Origin of the sequence: Pseudomonas sp. NPDC086112 (assembly GCF_044746425.1) — a bacterium.
In the GTDB taxonomy this organism is placed as follows: domain Bacteria; phylum Pseudomonadota; class Gammaproteobacteria; order Pseudomonadales; family Pseudomonadaceae; genus Aquipseudomonas.
Map to the genome: position 1 here is coordinate 118740 of NZ_JBIVCD010000007.1, position 13722 is coordinate 132461.

Genomic DNA, 13722 nt, shown 5'->3' on the forward strand with positions numbered 1-13722 from the left:
ACCAAGGAGCGACACCATGCAAGTACAAGTCATCACTGGCGACCGAGCCACCGGCAAAACCACGCGGCTACGCGCCATTCAGGCGGAGCTGAAAGCGCGGGGGATCGAAGCGCCAATTCTCGTCGGCGAACACTGCACCACGCCGTTCTTCGTCAACCAGATTGCTGAAAGGGCAATGACGGGTGCCAAGCAGTTCCTGGCGGACGACTGCACGCAGTTCCAGATCAGGGCCGCGCTGGAACTGAAGGCTCAAGGCATTCATTCCAGGATTCCAGAGGACTTTGTGGTGCACCTGGTTCGCCAGGCTTAAGGAGAGCGCAGCATGATTATTCGCTACGTCGCCAACAGCCTGCCCGGCGAGCTGCCGCTACCGTCTAGCTACATCGATCAACGCACACCCGAAGACCTGGCCGAGTTGGCGGCAGCCGCACACTGGCGGGATCACTCGGAAGACACCCCGACGTTCGTCACCGTCGTGCATATGCGCGATGTAGACGGGCATGACCTGGGATTGTTTGAGGTGCGCTGTGAACAGCGCCCGGTATTCACGGCAAGCCGATTGCGGCAAGCCTGAGAGAGACGGTGTCGAGGAGTTCGCACCTCCCCGACACCAACCACCACAAAAGGAGCAACACCATGCAAGCACAGCACCCAAGTAGCGGCGAGGCAAAGGCTACCACAGAGCCCCGGCAACTCGCTCATCGTGCCTTTACCCCGTCCCGCCGGCAACTCGCCAACGCTGTCGTGGGCGCGGCACTGATCGGCTATCTGGTCCACAAAACACCTGACGCCCGGGTTCACCTTGAAGATGTTGCGGGTTTCGCACGAACCATGGGCGACCTAACCGAACAGGATGTAGCTGTAGTCGCGGACCTGCTCGCGAAAGGCCCATGCATCAAAGGAAAAACAGCATGATTATTGATAGACAGTTCATCGCCGTTTCAGACCACCAGGAGCAACAAGCCCGCCAGCAACTGGAGCTGCCGAGCGACTTTCATCTAGTGGAAGCGACTCGGCTGCTGCAACACGATACCGGCAATGGCTTGGTACAAATTCCGTTACCTGAAGGGCAAGTCGTCGCGGCGTTCGAAAGCACGGACGGCCGCCGACGGTACGGAGTGATCAAAATTGAAGGACTGGTGGGCTGAAGCTTGAAGCATTTTAGCCGCTAAAATTCCTACATCCGAAACATCAAGGGCGCCTCATTGGCGCCCTTTTTCGTACATGATCAGCGCATCAGGATTACGATCCTGATGGAGCAATATAGTTATATCGAACTATCAATAAGACATTCCCGATAAATAAACATTCGTAAAAATGCTATCAAAACACCTGCCTCCCACACGTCAATACATAGGAAATGCAATCATTATATCGAAACAACGGCTATTCACTTCCCTAGCGGCAGCACCGTACAGTATCACTATACCGAGCACCCTTAACGCATTTGCGCATTTGCGCATTAACGCTTTTGCGTTTTAGGCGCCTAAACGTCCTACGTACCTTTGGCCATTTTCACTTATGTACTTACGTACATACTTAAAGAATTCATTATTTCGTTAATTCGTCATTTCGTTATTTTTCTATCGTAATCGCAAGGGCATAGCCTCCGGCCTGCAAATGCTGGCCGCAACCATACTTCTACGCGTGTCAGAACCCCCCCCATAAAAATAAAATGACGATTCTTGAGAGTTTTACAAGATCTAAAAAAAGCGCTTGACGATTCAAAAAACCACTATCTAAACTTCGTCCCATCAAGACCCGCCAAACAGGAAGTTTTAAAAATGATTGAGGCCGAACCAAAAAAAACAGAATTGATTGACGAAGCGCATAGCCTCGGCAACAAGTTCATATTTTTGATCGGTGCGTCAGCCTCAGAGCTTCAGCTATCTGAGCGCGCTAGAAATGGTTTTCTGGAAATTAGCGCCGAGGTAATAAATCACTTCAACGAATTTGAGATTAAGTTGAAAAACTATAAGGCGAGCTGAGTACCCAATTGATCGAACAGCTCACGTTGCTGAGCGCGAGTGAGGTGGCGAAGTCGGTCGAACACCAAGCGATCACATGATTGGGCAGAAGGGCTCAAGGTGTGAGAGAAAGTAAGATTAGCCACCCACGTATGGCCGCACGCTGCGTCACCACATTGGCAGTAAAGCTTGGTAAATTCTTTCGAAAGCTCATCTCGCGAAGCGATCCGTCCTTTACTGCCACACTCTTTGCAATACACCCGCATAGCTTTTCGTTCCGATGGTTCCTTGTAAGGAACTATTTTGCCACGAGTGGTTGCCTTTTTTCCTTATAGACACCGTCTATCAGGCCCGTATTTTCGGTAGGGCGGGAGAGGGCATTAGCAATCACAACGCCCACTTAGCTCCCTTAGTGAGCTGGTGGGGCTGGGATTTCCAGCATCCATAAATATTTCATCCGCGAGATGCGCGACGGGGGAGAGAGCTTGTGTGATTCTTTTCGCCAAAATGGTGTCTATGGCATAGGAATAATGACTATATTGAGAAACACCTATCCTCTTCACGCGTCAGGCTCAGATCCTGTATAAGAGGCTTCCCAACACGTTAAAAGGCTAGCGATCGCTCATTCAAGGCGCTCACGGAAATGAAGAAACGCAAATCACCTTCTCTGATTCCCCTCGATCTTGACTCGCTGGGCTCTGTACTGGAAATTTTTCCAGACACGGATCTCATGAATGAGATTGACCATTACCTCATTATTGTTGATGAGGTGGCGCACGTGCGTCCGACGACACATCAGGCTCGTAAGGAATACGCTGAGTGGCTGAAGCTCAGCGATGAGGAGATCTCGCATATTCGGCCCAAGTATCGTGGGTATACCGCTTCATGGCCAAAAAATGGGATCTGCATGTCCGCTGATAGCCATGCTTTAGCGAGTGACTGGAAAAAGGTAGGGCATGTCGTTTCAGAAGCCTGTGACGAGGTTATTCGAGAGATAGGTCAGAGGATGAAGCGTAAAAAGGATCAGGAAGCACTTAAGCATGGCTGATGAAAAAAATGGGACTGAAGGTGGGGATCATGAGTCGTACGAATTGAGAGCTGAGGTTAGCCAAGCTCTTGAGACTCTAGAAGAGGATGAGGGGCCTTCAGACGCGATTCAGCACCTGCTTCAGACACCTCAAGGTAAGGCTGCAATACAGAAAATTCTGGTTACTGCGATTGCAGTTCATGAGGAGAGACATTCAGGCCCGCTACCTCCACCTCGTCAGCTAGTCGAGTATGAGAAAGCTGTTCCGGGAGGTGCAGAACGAATTTTCCAAATGGCCGAGCGTGAGCAAGCGCACCGCCATGAGATACAGCGTAGTGAGGCCCAACTACGTCAGGCGACGATCCAGCATATAAAAAGCCGGGAAACTCGGGGCCAACATTATGGCGCTGCCTTAGCATTTGGCGTGTTGGCGCTTGGAGCCGTGATGGTTTTTCTGGGGCACGTAAACATAGCCGCGGGGTTGGTAGGGTCAACGATGGTCGCAATCGCGAGTGTCTTCGTGATCCGACAACGACAGAAAAAAACAAAGCCGCTACCGGTTAATGATGACGACTCAAGCGAAAAAGAATGAGCTAAGCCCGGCCCTCTAGCCGGGCTTTTTCATATATCGGCCTCCAAATCCCGCCATCCAATCCACCGGTCAGACCGCAACGTATCGTTGAGCTGATTGAACAGCTGGCAAATGGGCCGTATCTCATTGCTGGTGTAGACCCGATCAATCTTTTCGATGTCACCAAACCCTGCGCTGTTTTCCGGGATGATCCCGGCCAGCGCGGGGTTCATGCGCCAAGCGGCAATGACATCGTTACGGGTGATGTTTTTCACCTTTTCCAGCTCGTCCTTGGCTTGGAAATCTCCCACGGGAATGATCTGAATCGCTTTCTCGGTTCCGCCCGGGATGTTCACGAACATCGACCTGAAGTTACCCACACCCTTGCTCGCACTGATCTGGGCGCGCAACTCGTCCTCGTCCTCTTCGGTCAGGTTGGGGTCGTTGGTGTAGAAGATGTAGCCGGCGTGCGCGCCGTTGCTGTAGTAGCGCCGACGGAACAAGGTCGCGGCTTCGTTGAGCAGCAGCGCCTGGAGGCCGCCGAGGTAATCGGGCACGCCGTAGATGTTCTGTTCCACGTCGTAGTTCAGAACATGCTCGATTTCGTCCTGGTCGAACTCCACTTCTTTGCCGTCCGGCAGCAGCATCACGAAACCGCCGTCGACCTTCACTCGCATGTTAAGCGCGGGCAGGTGTTCCATTTCCAGGACTTCGCCGAATACGTTGCGGTTGCGCTGGAAGTAAGCCTCGCCGAACACCATGAAATCCAGACCGGCGCGGCTCATGCTGCGGATACTGCATCCCGCCGAGGGGATGAACTCACGCAGCAGCAAGTTGCGTTTGAACCCGGGAATGGCGCCGTGGTGTGCGTTGGCGCGCAGCAGCTTGGCCAGGCCTTGGCGAGACACCGGCGGCGTGTAGATGCGGCCGTCGTGGCTGGCAAAGGTGCCCAGGTATTGGCCGATGTTCTCGGTCAGCACCTGCTCGGGTGCGCCGAACGAAAACGCTCGTGTGGGCCCGTGTGGTTGAGTGACTTGCTGCTGGTTTTTTTGCTGGGCCATGGCTGCCTGATCCGCTGAGTGTGTAGCGGCTGCGCCGCTGTTTGTTGGTGTTGAGAGGTTCGTGGGCCAGCGCGTGCATGATCGCCCAGGCCACATCGGCATGGCCGGTGGCGTCGGTGCGGGACGCGCTGTAGGTGATCTGTCCGCTGCTGGTGGCGCCGCGCTTGATCGTCAGGAACGCCTGGGCTATGTCGTTCCAGCCGGCATCCCATTCGATGCGGCTGCCCTGGATCGTGTCCTGGGCTTTGAGTACCAGGCTGTTTTTGGTTTCAAGGCTGTAGTGGATCGACGTCGCGCGCGGGTAGAAGTCGCGCACCAGGTCAAACACGCCGTAACCGATGCCGGTGGTATCGATGCCGATGTGTTGCACGTTGAAGCGCTCGGTGAGCTTTTTGATCTGGGCCGCCTGGTACGTGAATGAATGCCCACGCCAGCTGTGCTTCTCCAGGATCCGGAACTTGGCGCCTATCTCCAGCGGCGGGGCCAACACCACACAGGTGGCATCGTCCCGGGTTCGGCTGGGGTCGTAGCCGATCCAAACGGGGCTGTTCCCATAAGGCCGATCGTCGTCGGGGTCGTAATCCGTCCACAGCGCCAAGTCGGAGTAGCAGCGCTCCAGGTCCGCAAGGGAAAACACGCCCTGTGTGCTGTCGATGAACTTGCAGTAGAACAACTGCTGGAACTTGTCCGAGTCGTACTCAAGTTGCAGCTGCTCCAGGTCGAACAGATCGCAGCCGCCGGCTATCGCGTCTTCGATGGTAATGACCTTGCGCCATTGGCCATCCGGACACAGGGCACCGGCCGCAATTTCCTTTTCGCTCGGCCAGGGATTTTTGGCGGCCTTACGCTTACTGTTGCGAAAGGTTTCACCGGTCCAGAACGGGTACGCCTGGTGGGTGACCGCGCTCGGCGTCGAGAAATACGTCTTACGCCATTTCTTGTGAGTGCCCATGGCACTGGCCACGGTGCTGAGTTTTTCGAAGTCGCGGATCCAGAAATACTCGTCGATGTAGACATGGCCATGGTGTCCCTGGGCCGTGCTGCTGTTGGTGCTGAGAAAGCGCAACTCGGCGCCGTTGCTCAACACGATCGGGTTACCCGTCAGCTCCAGGCCGAACCACTGCTGGGCGAACTGGATGATGTAGCTGCGGAAAATCTCCGATTGCGATCGACTGGCCGACAGGAACATCTGGTTGTCGCCAGTCAGCACCGCGTCCATGAACGCTTCGCCGGCGAAGTAGTAGGTCAGGCCGACCTGACGGCTTTTCAGGATGTTGCGGATCCGGCGCGTCAGCGGGTTCTGTTTGGCCTCAAACAGCTCCTTCTGATAGCCGTACATCTTGCTGATGAACTTATCCAGGAAGTCGACTTCGGTCAGGCCGGAAACGTCGTTCTTCACCTTCTTTTCGCGCTTCTTGCTGCCTTTGTCGCCGCGCTCCCGGCGTTGCCCCTGATGGGTGTCCTGGGGCTCTGTCAGCGCATCACCGGTCGACGCCGGCGGCGGTTTGTTCGATTGCTTCAACAGCCGATCGCGGACAGTGGTCAGTCGGTCGAGTTCGTCCAGTTCGCCCTTGGTCAGGGTGGTCTGTTTCTCCAGGATCAGGGTGATTCGCCGGCCGACCGCCGTCAGCGGTTCCTCGTCCGATAGCATCTCGTCCCAGCCGCCCTTGGCGATCCAGTAATAGACGATACGGATGTTGGGCAGCTTGAGTTGAGCCTGAATTTCTCGCGGCTTGCAGCGGCGCAGATAAAGGCGTTTAGCGGCTTCTTTGACTTCGATTGAATAGAGCATGGGTCGCAGTCTATGCGGCGAAAACGCGCAAAACGCGAGGTTAAATTCCGCCATCCTCCTAGATCGTGAAAATAGGAGGAACGCAAAAGCAAAGCGTTTGTTTGGGCGCTGTCGGCTCCCTATCGTGGCGGCTCAAACCACCGATTGAGCGCAGTTACCGCCCATGCCCCGTTCCCTTGTTTCCTTCTGGAAACGTGTCGCCACCAGCGGCACCACCGCTGATAACCGCGAGATTTCCCCCCAAGAACTGCGCGATATCGCCGAGACCTACAAGCCGTCTTTTTACACGGCAGTGATCTGGTGCGAACACGAACGCTGGCAGGGTTCCCACGGCACCGTGTACGCGATCCGCGTGGTGGAAGAAGGTGAAGATTTGGAGCCAGGTCAGATTGCCCTGGAAGCCCAGCTCAAGCCCAACGATCAGTTGCTATGGCTGAACGACCAGGGCCAGAAGCTGTTCACCAGCATCGAAATCACCCCCAACTTTCGCGGCAAGGGCAAAGCCTACATGACCGGGCTGGCCGTCACCGACCAGCCGGCGAGCGTCGGCACCCAAGAGTTGTATTTCTCCCGCAAAACCTCCCGTACCGCCTATTACGCCGCGTCCGTGCCGCTGGGCTCCCTGGACGAACCGGAACCCCAAGGCGAGCTGCAAAAGCTGCTGTCGATGTTCTCTGGTTTGTTCAAGCGCTTCGGCCTTGAGGACACCACCGAGCAATCCACTTCGCAAACCCCAACCGAGAGCAAACCCCCAATGGATGAAGCCACAGCCACGGCGTTGAAAGCGCTGCTGGAGCAGTTGCTGCTGGTCGCCGCCGGCATTCAAGCCGTAATCGAGCCTGCCGCTGAAGAAGCTCCAGAACCCGAGCAAGAACCAATCGACAACGTGCAAAGCGCCGTCGAAGACATCGTCGCTACTGCTGAAGAACAACGCGAGTTCCGCCGCAAGGGCGGTGCCACCAATCAGGCCTTGGCCGCGAGCATGGCTCGACTGGAAAAGCAGTTCTCCACGCTGGTGAACACCGCGGCTACCCGCCGGGTGCCAAACACCACCGGCGCCGTCACCACCACCAAAAAGCGGGTGCTGTGATATGAGCCAAGCCCTTAGCCCCCGCGCCGAACAGCAATACTTCGCGCTGCAACAGGACATCGCCGAAGCCTACGGCGTTGACACCGCCACGCGCCAGTTCGCGGTTGAACCGACGATTGCCCAGGAACTGAACGACAAAATCACCGAGCGTTCGGACTTTCTGACTCGCATCAACATCGTGCCGGTCAGCGACCTGAAAGGTCAGAAAGTCATGATCGGCGTCAGCGGCCCAGTGGCCAGCCGCACCAACACCAAAACCACCGATCGTGAAGCCAAGGACATGGTGGATCTGTCCGCCCTCGGCTATGAGCTGTTCCACACCGAATCCGACGTGGGCCTGCCATTCGCCACGGTCGACAGCTGGTCGAAGTTTCCCGACTTTGCCGATCGCTACTCGGCAGCCGTGCAACGGCAGATTGCCCTGGACCGAATCATGGTTGGCTGGCACGGCACCCATGCGGCGGCGCAAACCGACATCAAGGCATTCCCGCTGCTCGAGGACGTGAACAAAGGTTGGCTGCAACTGGCCCGTGAGCAGATTCCGGCTCAGGTGCTGACGGAAGGCAAGACCGCCGGCAAGATCACTTTGGGTGCCGGTGGTGATTACGCCAACCTGGATGCTCTGGTGCATGACGTCAAACAGATGATCGATCCGGTATTCCGTGACGCGAACGACCTGATTGCGATCGTCGGCAGCGATCTGCTGGCCAACGACAAGGGCAAGTTGTACGCCAAACAGGGCGATACCCCGACCGAGAAAGAGCGCATCGAGGGCGCCCAGGTGATCGCCACCTACGGCGGTCTGCCGTCCTTCATCGTGCCTCACTTTCCGTCCACCGGCGTGGTCGTCACCAGTTGGGACAACCTGTCGATTTACTTCCAGGACACCAGCTGGCGCCGTCACTTGCTCGAAAACCCGAAACGCTCCCGCGTCGAAGATTACAACGGCCGCAACGAGGGCTACGTGATCGAGCAGCTGGAGAAGTTCGCGGCGATCGAGGCCGGCAACCTGGAGCTGGTGTGATGAGCATCGCCCTAGCCCACAAGCGACGCGTTCTCGCCCAAGGCCCTGACAGCGAAGCGGTGGCGGTGCCCTACAGCTCGTCGACCGCATTGGCGAGCCCTGCGAATGCGCAAAAGCACCTGAAGCTGATGGAAGACGCCTTGGCGATCGACCTGGAGCGCATCAGCGCGATCAACAGTCGCGAGGCGCGTCAGCAGCTCAAGCGCGACGAACTGCTGCCCAAGTACCTGGACTACGTGCAGCGCTACCGCGACAGCGGATTGAACCACGCCAACCCGGTCCTGATGCAGGTCCTGGTCTGGCTGTTCGACACCGCCCAGTTCGAACAGGGGCTGGAACTGGCCAACTTCGCCATGGAGCAAGGGCAAGCCATGCCGGAGCGTTTCCGACGTGACGTGCCGACCTTCGTCGCAGATGAGTTGATCGAATGGGCCGAGGCCGAGCACAAGGCCGGCCGAAGCCCAGAGCCTTACCTGTCCGACCTGCTGACGTGGGTCGATGGCCGCTGGGCGTTGTTCGAAAAAATCCCGGCTCGCTATCACAAGTTGCTCGGAATCATCGCGATGGAAGCGAAGGACTGGGCGCAGGCCATCACCCACTTTGAACGGGCGACTGAGCTGTATCCGGAAATCGGCGTAGGCACTCGCCTGGCCGGTGCCCGTCGAGCCCTGGACAAACAACCCGCCGGTAACGGCACCGAATAACCCGACTACCCCCCCAGCGGGGAACTGTGGACGTGAGTCGGCCATTTATGGCCCGCCCCACGAGAAACAGTTTCCCCGCCCTATTTGAGTGGCCAGCAATGAGCTTTTCCGGGAAACCCACCACCTTTGTGGACCAGGCGATTGAGAACGACGGCTTCTGGCCGAACCTCTCCGTGGCCGAGTTCCAGAAGGGTTATCGCCTGCCGGCGGAGTACCTGGGCGAAATGCTGGTCACCGATTTGACCACCGCGATGGTCGAGGTCAACGACGACCTGGCCAAGTGCAAAGCCCGCTGGCAAGCCGCCGGCATCGGTTCGGTTGAGTCCGCGGATTCGCGCCTGCTGCCGGAACGGACATTCAAGGTTGCGACCTACAAGCGCGCCGTGTACTGCCGCGCCAAGGCCAGTCTGCTGACCCAGTTCGCCACCGTGACGCGGCGTGAAAGCGCAGAGAACACGGGCAAAGAACTGCCCGAGCGTGGCGAAACGTTTCTGGAATTCAGCCAGCAATCCGTTCGTTCACTGCAAGGTCGCGGCCGTATCACGGTGGCGCTCTTATGACCAAGCTCCAAGCCCTGACCGCCTACCTGCTCGAACGCCGTTTGGTCGAGCCTGAGCAGCTCGACAGCTGGACCGAGCAAGTGACGCTCGACCTGGTGTGGAAACCCGACGTGGACGGCATGCACCTGGGCGACATGCGCTATCGCGCCGCGATCGTCCTGGAGCGCTTCGCCGACCATCCGGCACGGATGATGGCCCTGATCGGCAGCTGGCTGGAAACCCACGATCCGGAGCGCGATCGGCACGAACTGCCGGCGGCGCAGTTCGCCGTCGAGCCGCTGGACAATGACCTGTTCGACGTGGAAATCACGTTGGAATTCGTCGAGCCGCAGTACCTGGCCGAAGACCCGGCCGGTGAGATCCAGGCCTTTGGCAAGACCTGGGCGTTTGTGCCGTTTGACCTGTGGGTCGCCGAACGCGGCGAGGTGGCCACCGATGGCCGGCCGTAGCACCTTCGAACTCGATGCACGCGGTTACCTGGGCGTGCGCGAGCAACTGGCACTGCTCAGCCTGCCGCCCCAACTGCGCCGACGTTTGCTGAACAACGTGACCAAGCGTGTACGGACGATGAGCCGCAAGCGCGTGCGCGATCAGCAGAACCTGGACGGCTCGCCGTTCGAGGCCCGCAAGGGTTCGGCCAAGGGCAAAAAGAAGATGGAAGCCGGTCTGGCCAAGCTGATGGTGGTGACCCGCGTCAGCGCCGATGAGGCCGAGCTGGGCTGGAAAAACGCGCTGACCCGCTGGGTCGCCGCGCAGCAACACCATGGCGTCAGCGAGCGCCGTACCGCTGCGCAGATGCGCCGCTGGAACAAGACCCCACCCGGTCTGGCCGCCACCGACAAGCAAGTCAAGCGCTTGCGCCGGTTGGGCTTTCGTGTGCGCCAGGCGGGCAAAAAGACGCTGACCCGGCCGTCAGTGGCGTGGATTCAAGAGCATGTGAACTACGCCAAGGCGGGGCTGCTGATCCGCATCCTGGACGACGAGCGAAGCGAATCCACTGGCGCGCAGAGCTGGGAAATCACGCTCCCGAAACGCCAGTTCATCGGCGTCAACACTGACCGCGACACCAGCCTGCTGGTTAACCAGGTGTTGCAACAAATCCTACATTCACCCCGCTAACGAGGCACTGCATGGCACTCGGTCAAGTCACCGTCGACAATCTCAATCTGGGCCAGGGTGCCGTAACAGAGATTGAACGCTACTTCCTTTTCATCGGCCCGGCCGGCAAGAACGTCGGCCAGTTCATCCCGCTGAACACCGACAGCGATCTGGACGCCGCCCTGGGCGTGCTGGCCAGCGACCTGAAAACCCAAATCACCGCTGCCCGCCTCAACGGCGGCCAGCGCTGGGCGTGCGTGGCTGCGCCGATCGGCGCCGAGGCCAACTGGTCTGAGGCGCTGGAGAAAGCCCAACAACAAGGTTTCTCGGTGGAAGCCGTGGTGATCACCAAGCCGGTGACCACCGCCAGCGAGCTGTCGACCATGCATGACGCCGCGATTGCACTGAACAACACCTACGGTCGCCGCGTGTTTGTGGTGGCGGCCGCTGTGGGCATCACCGCGCAACAGACCTGGGCGCAATACGTCACTGAGCAGAAGGAGCTGGTGGCCAATCTGGCGGCGCCACGTGTCCTGGTCGTGCCGCAGTTGCACGGCAATGACCTGGGCGTGTTGGCCGGTCGCTTGGCCAACGCAGCGGTGAGCATTGCCGACAGCCCAATGCGCGTGGCCACCGGTGCCGTGCTGGGTCTTGGCCCGGTGCCGGTCGATGCCGACAAAATCCCACTGCCGTCGGCGGTGCGCAGTGAGTTGGACCGGGCGCGCTTTTCCGTGTCGCAGACCTACCCGGATTACCAGGGTGTGTACTGGGGCGACGGCAACATGCTCGACACCCCGGCGAGTGATTTCCAGGTCGTTGAATACCTGCGCATCACCGACAAGGCAGCGCGCCTGATTCGTCCGCTACTGATCCGCCGCGTGGCCGATCGCCGCTTGAACAGCACCCCCAACAGCATGGCGGTCAACACCAACCAACTGATGGCGCCCCTGCGTGCGATGGCCAAGTCCACCACGTTCAACGGCGAGGTATTCCCCGGTGACATCGAGCCGCCGAAAGACGGTGACCTGGTGCTGAGCTGGCTGAGCAAAACCAAGGTCGCGGCCTACATCAAGCTCAAACCCCTCAACTGCCCGAAAGACCTCACGGCGAACATCGCCCTCGATCTTTCCACCGACAAAACGGAGTAACGCCCCATGGCAAAAATTGGCGGCAAGAACTTCGACGTGAGCCTGGGCGACCTGTCGCTGCACGTCGAGAACTGCACCCTGGACATCACCGACAACTCGGCGGTGGCCCAAACCCGGGGCGTGCCGGATGGCTTCGTGGATGGCGATGTGGCGGCGGCCGGCGAGTTCGAGCTGGACGCCACCAACTTCAACCTACTGATCGACGCGGCGCGATCGGCTGGCAGCTTCCGCGCCCTGAAACCTTTTGACGCGGTGTTCTTCGCCAAGGCCGGCGAAGAAGAGGAACTGCGTGTGGAGGCCTTCGGCTGCAAGGTGAAGATTTCCAGCCTGCTGGGGATCGATCCGAAGGGCGGCGAGAAGAGCAAACACAAGGTGCCGTTCGACGTCACCAGTCCGGACTTTATCCACATCAATGGTGTGCCGTACCTCGACGCTGCCGAGATCGAGGGGCTGCGCTGATGGGGGATTGGTTCGAACAGGCCCAGGCGCTGGAACTGCTGGAGCGTGAACACGCGATTAAAGCCCAGCTTGCGCGCACGCGCCCCTCGGGGCCGAGCCGCATCCACTGCCAGGACTGCGAAGAACCGATCCCTGAGCGACGTCGAGCGCTGGGCGGCATTGTCCGCTGCACACCCTGCGAATCCCTTTCTGAGCAAGGAAAACGCCGATGACCAGCAGTCTGCGGCCAACGATCTTAGCCCCGGTGATTGACCCTGAACGTCTCAGTTTGCTGGAGCGTGACATGGCGGTGACGCAACATCGCCTGGGCCAGATGGAAAGGCGCCATGAGTCGGTGCCCACCCGCATCACCAAGCTGGAACAGCAGTTTGAACACATGTCTGGCCAGCTTTCGGAACTCAACGAGGGTCAGCAGAAACTGACGTCGGTCGTGTCAGAAATCGGCCGCAAAATTACCTGGGCGTTGGCGATCGCCAGCACCCTGTGGGCCATCCTGCAAATGTTCGGCCCGACGCTGTTGCGGGTACTGGTGCCATGAACCTGCGTGGCCGGATTCAAGCCGGTGCGATCGCGCTGGCCAGCGCTTCGCTGCTGACGTTCCTGGGCACTTGGGAAGGCCAGGGGCAGAACACTGTCTACGCGGACAAGCTGGCCCGTGGGCTGCCGACCGTGTGCAAGGGCATCACCCGGCACACCAGCCCGTTTCCGGTGGTGGTCGGTGATTATTGGTCGGACGCTCGTTGCGCCGAAGTGGAGCAACTGGTGATCGGTAAAAGTCAGCTGCAGCTCGCCGACTGCCTCACCAACCCGAACGTGGGCCAGAACACTTTCGACGCCCTGACCAGCCACGGGCACAACGTCGGTGTGCCCAGCACCTGCGCCAGTCGGGCGGTGGGGCTGATCAACGCCGGCCGCGTTGCCGAAGGCTGCAAGGCCTTGGCCTGGGGACCGGACGGCAAGACGCCGGTGTGGGCTTTCGTCACCGATGCCCAAGGCCGCAAGCAGTTCGTTAAAGGCCTACACAACCGCCGGCTGGCCGAGATAGAGCTGTGCCTGAAATGACCTTTTCCCCGTCGCGCCTGGTGCTGTTTGTACTGCTGGCCGGCCTGCTCGCGTGGGTGGCGTTCGATCGGGTGACTGATCAGCGCAACGATGCCCGGCGCGAGCGCGACAGCGCGCAATCGGAAGTGAAAGGCCTGCGTGAAGCAGCCCGCATCAGCG

Annotated in this window: 21 protein-coding genes; 18 read left to right on the forward strand and 3 right to left on the reverse strand. The window is 58.9% G+C overall.

What is annotated here, in order from left to right:
- The first annotated feature begins 16 nt into the window (after positions 1 to 16).
- From ACIPLA_RS07805 to ACIPLA_RS07825, 5 genes are all read left to right on the forward strand, one after another.
- Complete coding sequence (locus tag ACIPLA_RS07805) at positions 17 to 310, forward strand: hypothetical protein (RefSeq protein ID WP_401172795.1); 294 nt, start codon at positions 17 to 19, stop codon at positions 308 to 310.
- A 12-nt stretch (positions 311 to 322) separates the two neighbouring features.
- Positions 323 to 574 (forward strand): hypothetical protein, encoded by a 252-nt coding sequence (locus ACIPLA_RS07810; RefSeq protein ID WP_401172797.1) that lies wholly within the window; start codon positions 323 to 325, stop codon positions 572 to 574.
- A gap of 62 nt (positions 575 to 636) precedes the next feature.
- Entirely contained in the window at positions 637 to 915 is a 279-nt protein-coding gene (locus tag ACIPLA_RS07815) for a hypothetical protein (protein WP_401172799.1), read from the forward strand.
- On the forward strand, positions 912 to 1148 hold the full coding sequence (locus ACIPLA_RS07820; protein WP_401172801.1) for a hypothetical protein: 237 nt from the start codon (positions 912 to 914) through the stop codon (positions 1146 to 1148). Before ACIPLA_RS07815 ends, ACIPLA_RS07820 begins: the two co-directional genes overlap by 4 nt.
- Positions 1149 to 1784: 636 nt before the next feature.
- On the forward strand, positions 1785 to 1988 hold the full coding sequence (locus ACIPLA_RS07825; RefSeq protein ID WP_401172803.1) for a hypothetical protein: 204 nt from the start codon (positions 1785 to 1787) through the stop codon (positions 1986 to 1988).
- On the opposite strand, the gene ACIPLA_RS07830 is transcribed toward ACIPLA_RS07825, so the two are convergent.
- Positions 1973 to 2233 (reverse strand): ogr/Delta-like zinc finger family protein, encoded by a 261-nt coding sequence (locus ACIPLA_RS07830; RefSeq protein ID WP_401172805.1) that lies wholly within the window; start codon positions 2231 to 2233, stop codon positions 1973 to 1975. The two genes, ACIPLA_RS07825 and ACIPLA_RS07830, sit on opposite strands and share 16 nt — an antisense overlap.
- 377 nt (positions 2234 to 2610) lie before the next feature.
- Here ACIPLA_RS07830 and ACIPLA_RS07835 point away from each other — a divergent pair, with 377 nt between their 5' ends.
- Together ACIPLA_RS07835 and ACIPLA_RS07840 are read left to right on the forward strand one after the other, a co-directional pair.
- Positions 2611 to 3015, forward strand: coding sequence for a hypothetical protein (locus tag ACIPLA_RS07835; RefSeq protein ID WP_401172807.1), 405 nt, complete (start codon positions 2611 to 2613; stop codon positions 3013 to 3015).
- A complete protein-coding gene (locus ACIPLA_RS07840) occupies positions 3008 to 3586 on the forward strand; it encodes a DUF2335 domain-containing protein (protein WP_401172809.1) in 579 nt (192 codons plus the stop codon). Before ACIPLA_RS07835 ends, ACIPLA_RS07840 begins: the two co-directional genes overlap by 8 nt.
- 29 nt (positions 3587 to 3615) lie before the next feature.
- Here ACIPLA_RS07840 and ACIPLA_RS07845 read toward each other — a convergent pair whose 3' ends face one another.
- Positions 3616 to 4473, reverse strand: coding sequence for a phage portal protein (locus ACIPLA_RS07845; RefSeq protein ID WP_401172880.1), 858 nt, complete (start codon positions 4471 to 4473; stop codon positions 3616 to 3618).
- Positions 4385 to 6418, reverse strand: coding sequence for a terminase large subunit domain-containing protein (locus ACIPLA_RS07850; protein ID WP_401172811.1), 2034 nt, complete (start codon positions 6416 to 6418; stop codon positions 4385 to 4387). Before ACIPLA_RS07850 ends, ACIPLA_RS07845 begins: the two co-directional genes overlap by 89 nt.
- Before the next feature lie 163 nt (positions 6419 to 6581).
- Here ACIPLA_RS07850 and ACIPLA_RS07855 point away from each other — a divergent pair, with 163 nt between their 5' ends.
- The 11 genes from ACIPLA_RS07855 (at position 6582) to ACIPLA_RS07905 (ending at position 13563) form a co-directional block, all read left to right on the forward strand.
- Positions 6582 to 7508, forward strand: coding sequence for a GPO family capsid scaffolding protein (locus ACIPLA_RS07855; protein WP_401172813.1), 927 nt, complete (start codon positions 6582 to 6584; stop codon positions 7506 to 7508).
- A 1-nt stretch (position 7509) separates the two neighbouring features.
- On the forward strand, positions 7510 to 8532 hold the full coding sequence (locus ACIPLA_RS07860; protein ID WP_401172815.1) for a phage major capsid protein, P2 family: 1023 nt from the start codon (positions 7510 to 7512) through the stop codon (positions 8530 to 8532).
- A complete protein-coding gene (gpM, locus tag ACIPLA_RS07865; RefSeq protein ID WP_401172817.1) occupies positions 8532 to 9236 on the forward strand; it encodes a phage terminase small subunit in 705 nt (234 codons plus the stop codon). The genes ACIPLA_RS07860 and gpM overlap by 1 nt, the downstream gene beginning before the upstream one ends.
- Positions 9237 to 9334: 98 nt before the next feature.
- Entirely contained in the window at positions 9335 to 9796 is a 462-nt protein-coding gene (locus ACIPLA_RS07870) for a head completion/stabilization protein (protein WP_401172819.1), read from the forward strand.
- The gene (locus ACIPLA_RS07875) at positions 9793 to 10245 is read left to right on the forward strand and encodes a phage tail protein (RefSeq protein ID WP_401172821.1); all 453 of its coding nucleotides are present in this window, start codon (positions 9793 to 9795) and stop codon (positions 10243 to 10245) included. The genes ACIPLA_RS07870 and ACIPLA_RS07875 overlap by 4 nt, the downstream gene beginning before the upstream one ends.
- Positions 10232 to 10915, forward strand: a complete 684-nt coding sequence (locus ACIPLA_RS07880) for a phage virion morphogenesis protein (protein WP_401172823.1) — start codon at positions 10232 to 10234, stop codon at positions 10913 to 10915. The genes ACIPLA_RS07875 and ACIPLA_RS07880 overlap by 14 nt, the downstream gene beginning before the upstream one ends.
- Before the next feature lie 11 nt (positions 10916 to 10926).
- Positions 10927 to 12042: a DUF2586 domain-containing protein gene (locus tag ACIPLA_RS07885; RefSeq protein ID WP_401172826.1), complete on the forward strand. Its 1116-nt coding sequence runs from the start codon at positions 10927 to 10929 to the stop codon at positions 12040 to 12042.
- Between the two features lie 6 nt (positions 12043 to 12048).
- Positions 12049 to 12501: a phage protein gene (locus ACIPLA_RS07890; RefSeq protein WP_401172828.1), complete on the forward strand. Its 453-nt coding sequence runs from the start codon at positions 12049 to 12051 to the stop codon at positions 12499 to 12501.
- On the forward strand, positions 12501 to 12713 hold the full coding sequence (locus tag ACIPLA_RS07895) for a TraR/DksA C4-type zinc finger protein (protein WP_401172830.1): 213 nt from the start codon (positions 12501 to 12503) through the stop codon (positions 12711 to 12713). Before ACIPLA_RS07890 ends, ACIPLA_RS07895 begins: the two co-directional genes overlap by 1 nt.
- Positions 12710 to 13039, forward strand: coding sequence for a hypothetical protein (locus ACIPLA_RS07900; protein WP_401172832.1), 330 nt, complete (start codon positions 12710 to 12712; stop codon positions 13037 to 13039). The genes ACIPLA_RS07895 and ACIPLA_RS07900 overlap by 4 nt, the downstream gene beginning before the upstream one ends.
- The gene (locus tag ACIPLA_RS07905; RefSeq protein ID WP_401172834.1) at positions 13036 to 13563 is read left to right on the forward strand and encodes a lysozyme; all 528 of its coding nucleotides are present in this window, start codon (positions 13036 to 13038) and stop codon (positions 13561 to 13563) included. The genes ACIPLA_RS07900 and ACIPLA_RS07905 overlap by 4 nt, the downstream gene beginning before the upstream one ends.
- The last annotated feature ends 159 nt before the right edge of the window (positions 13564 to 13722 follow it).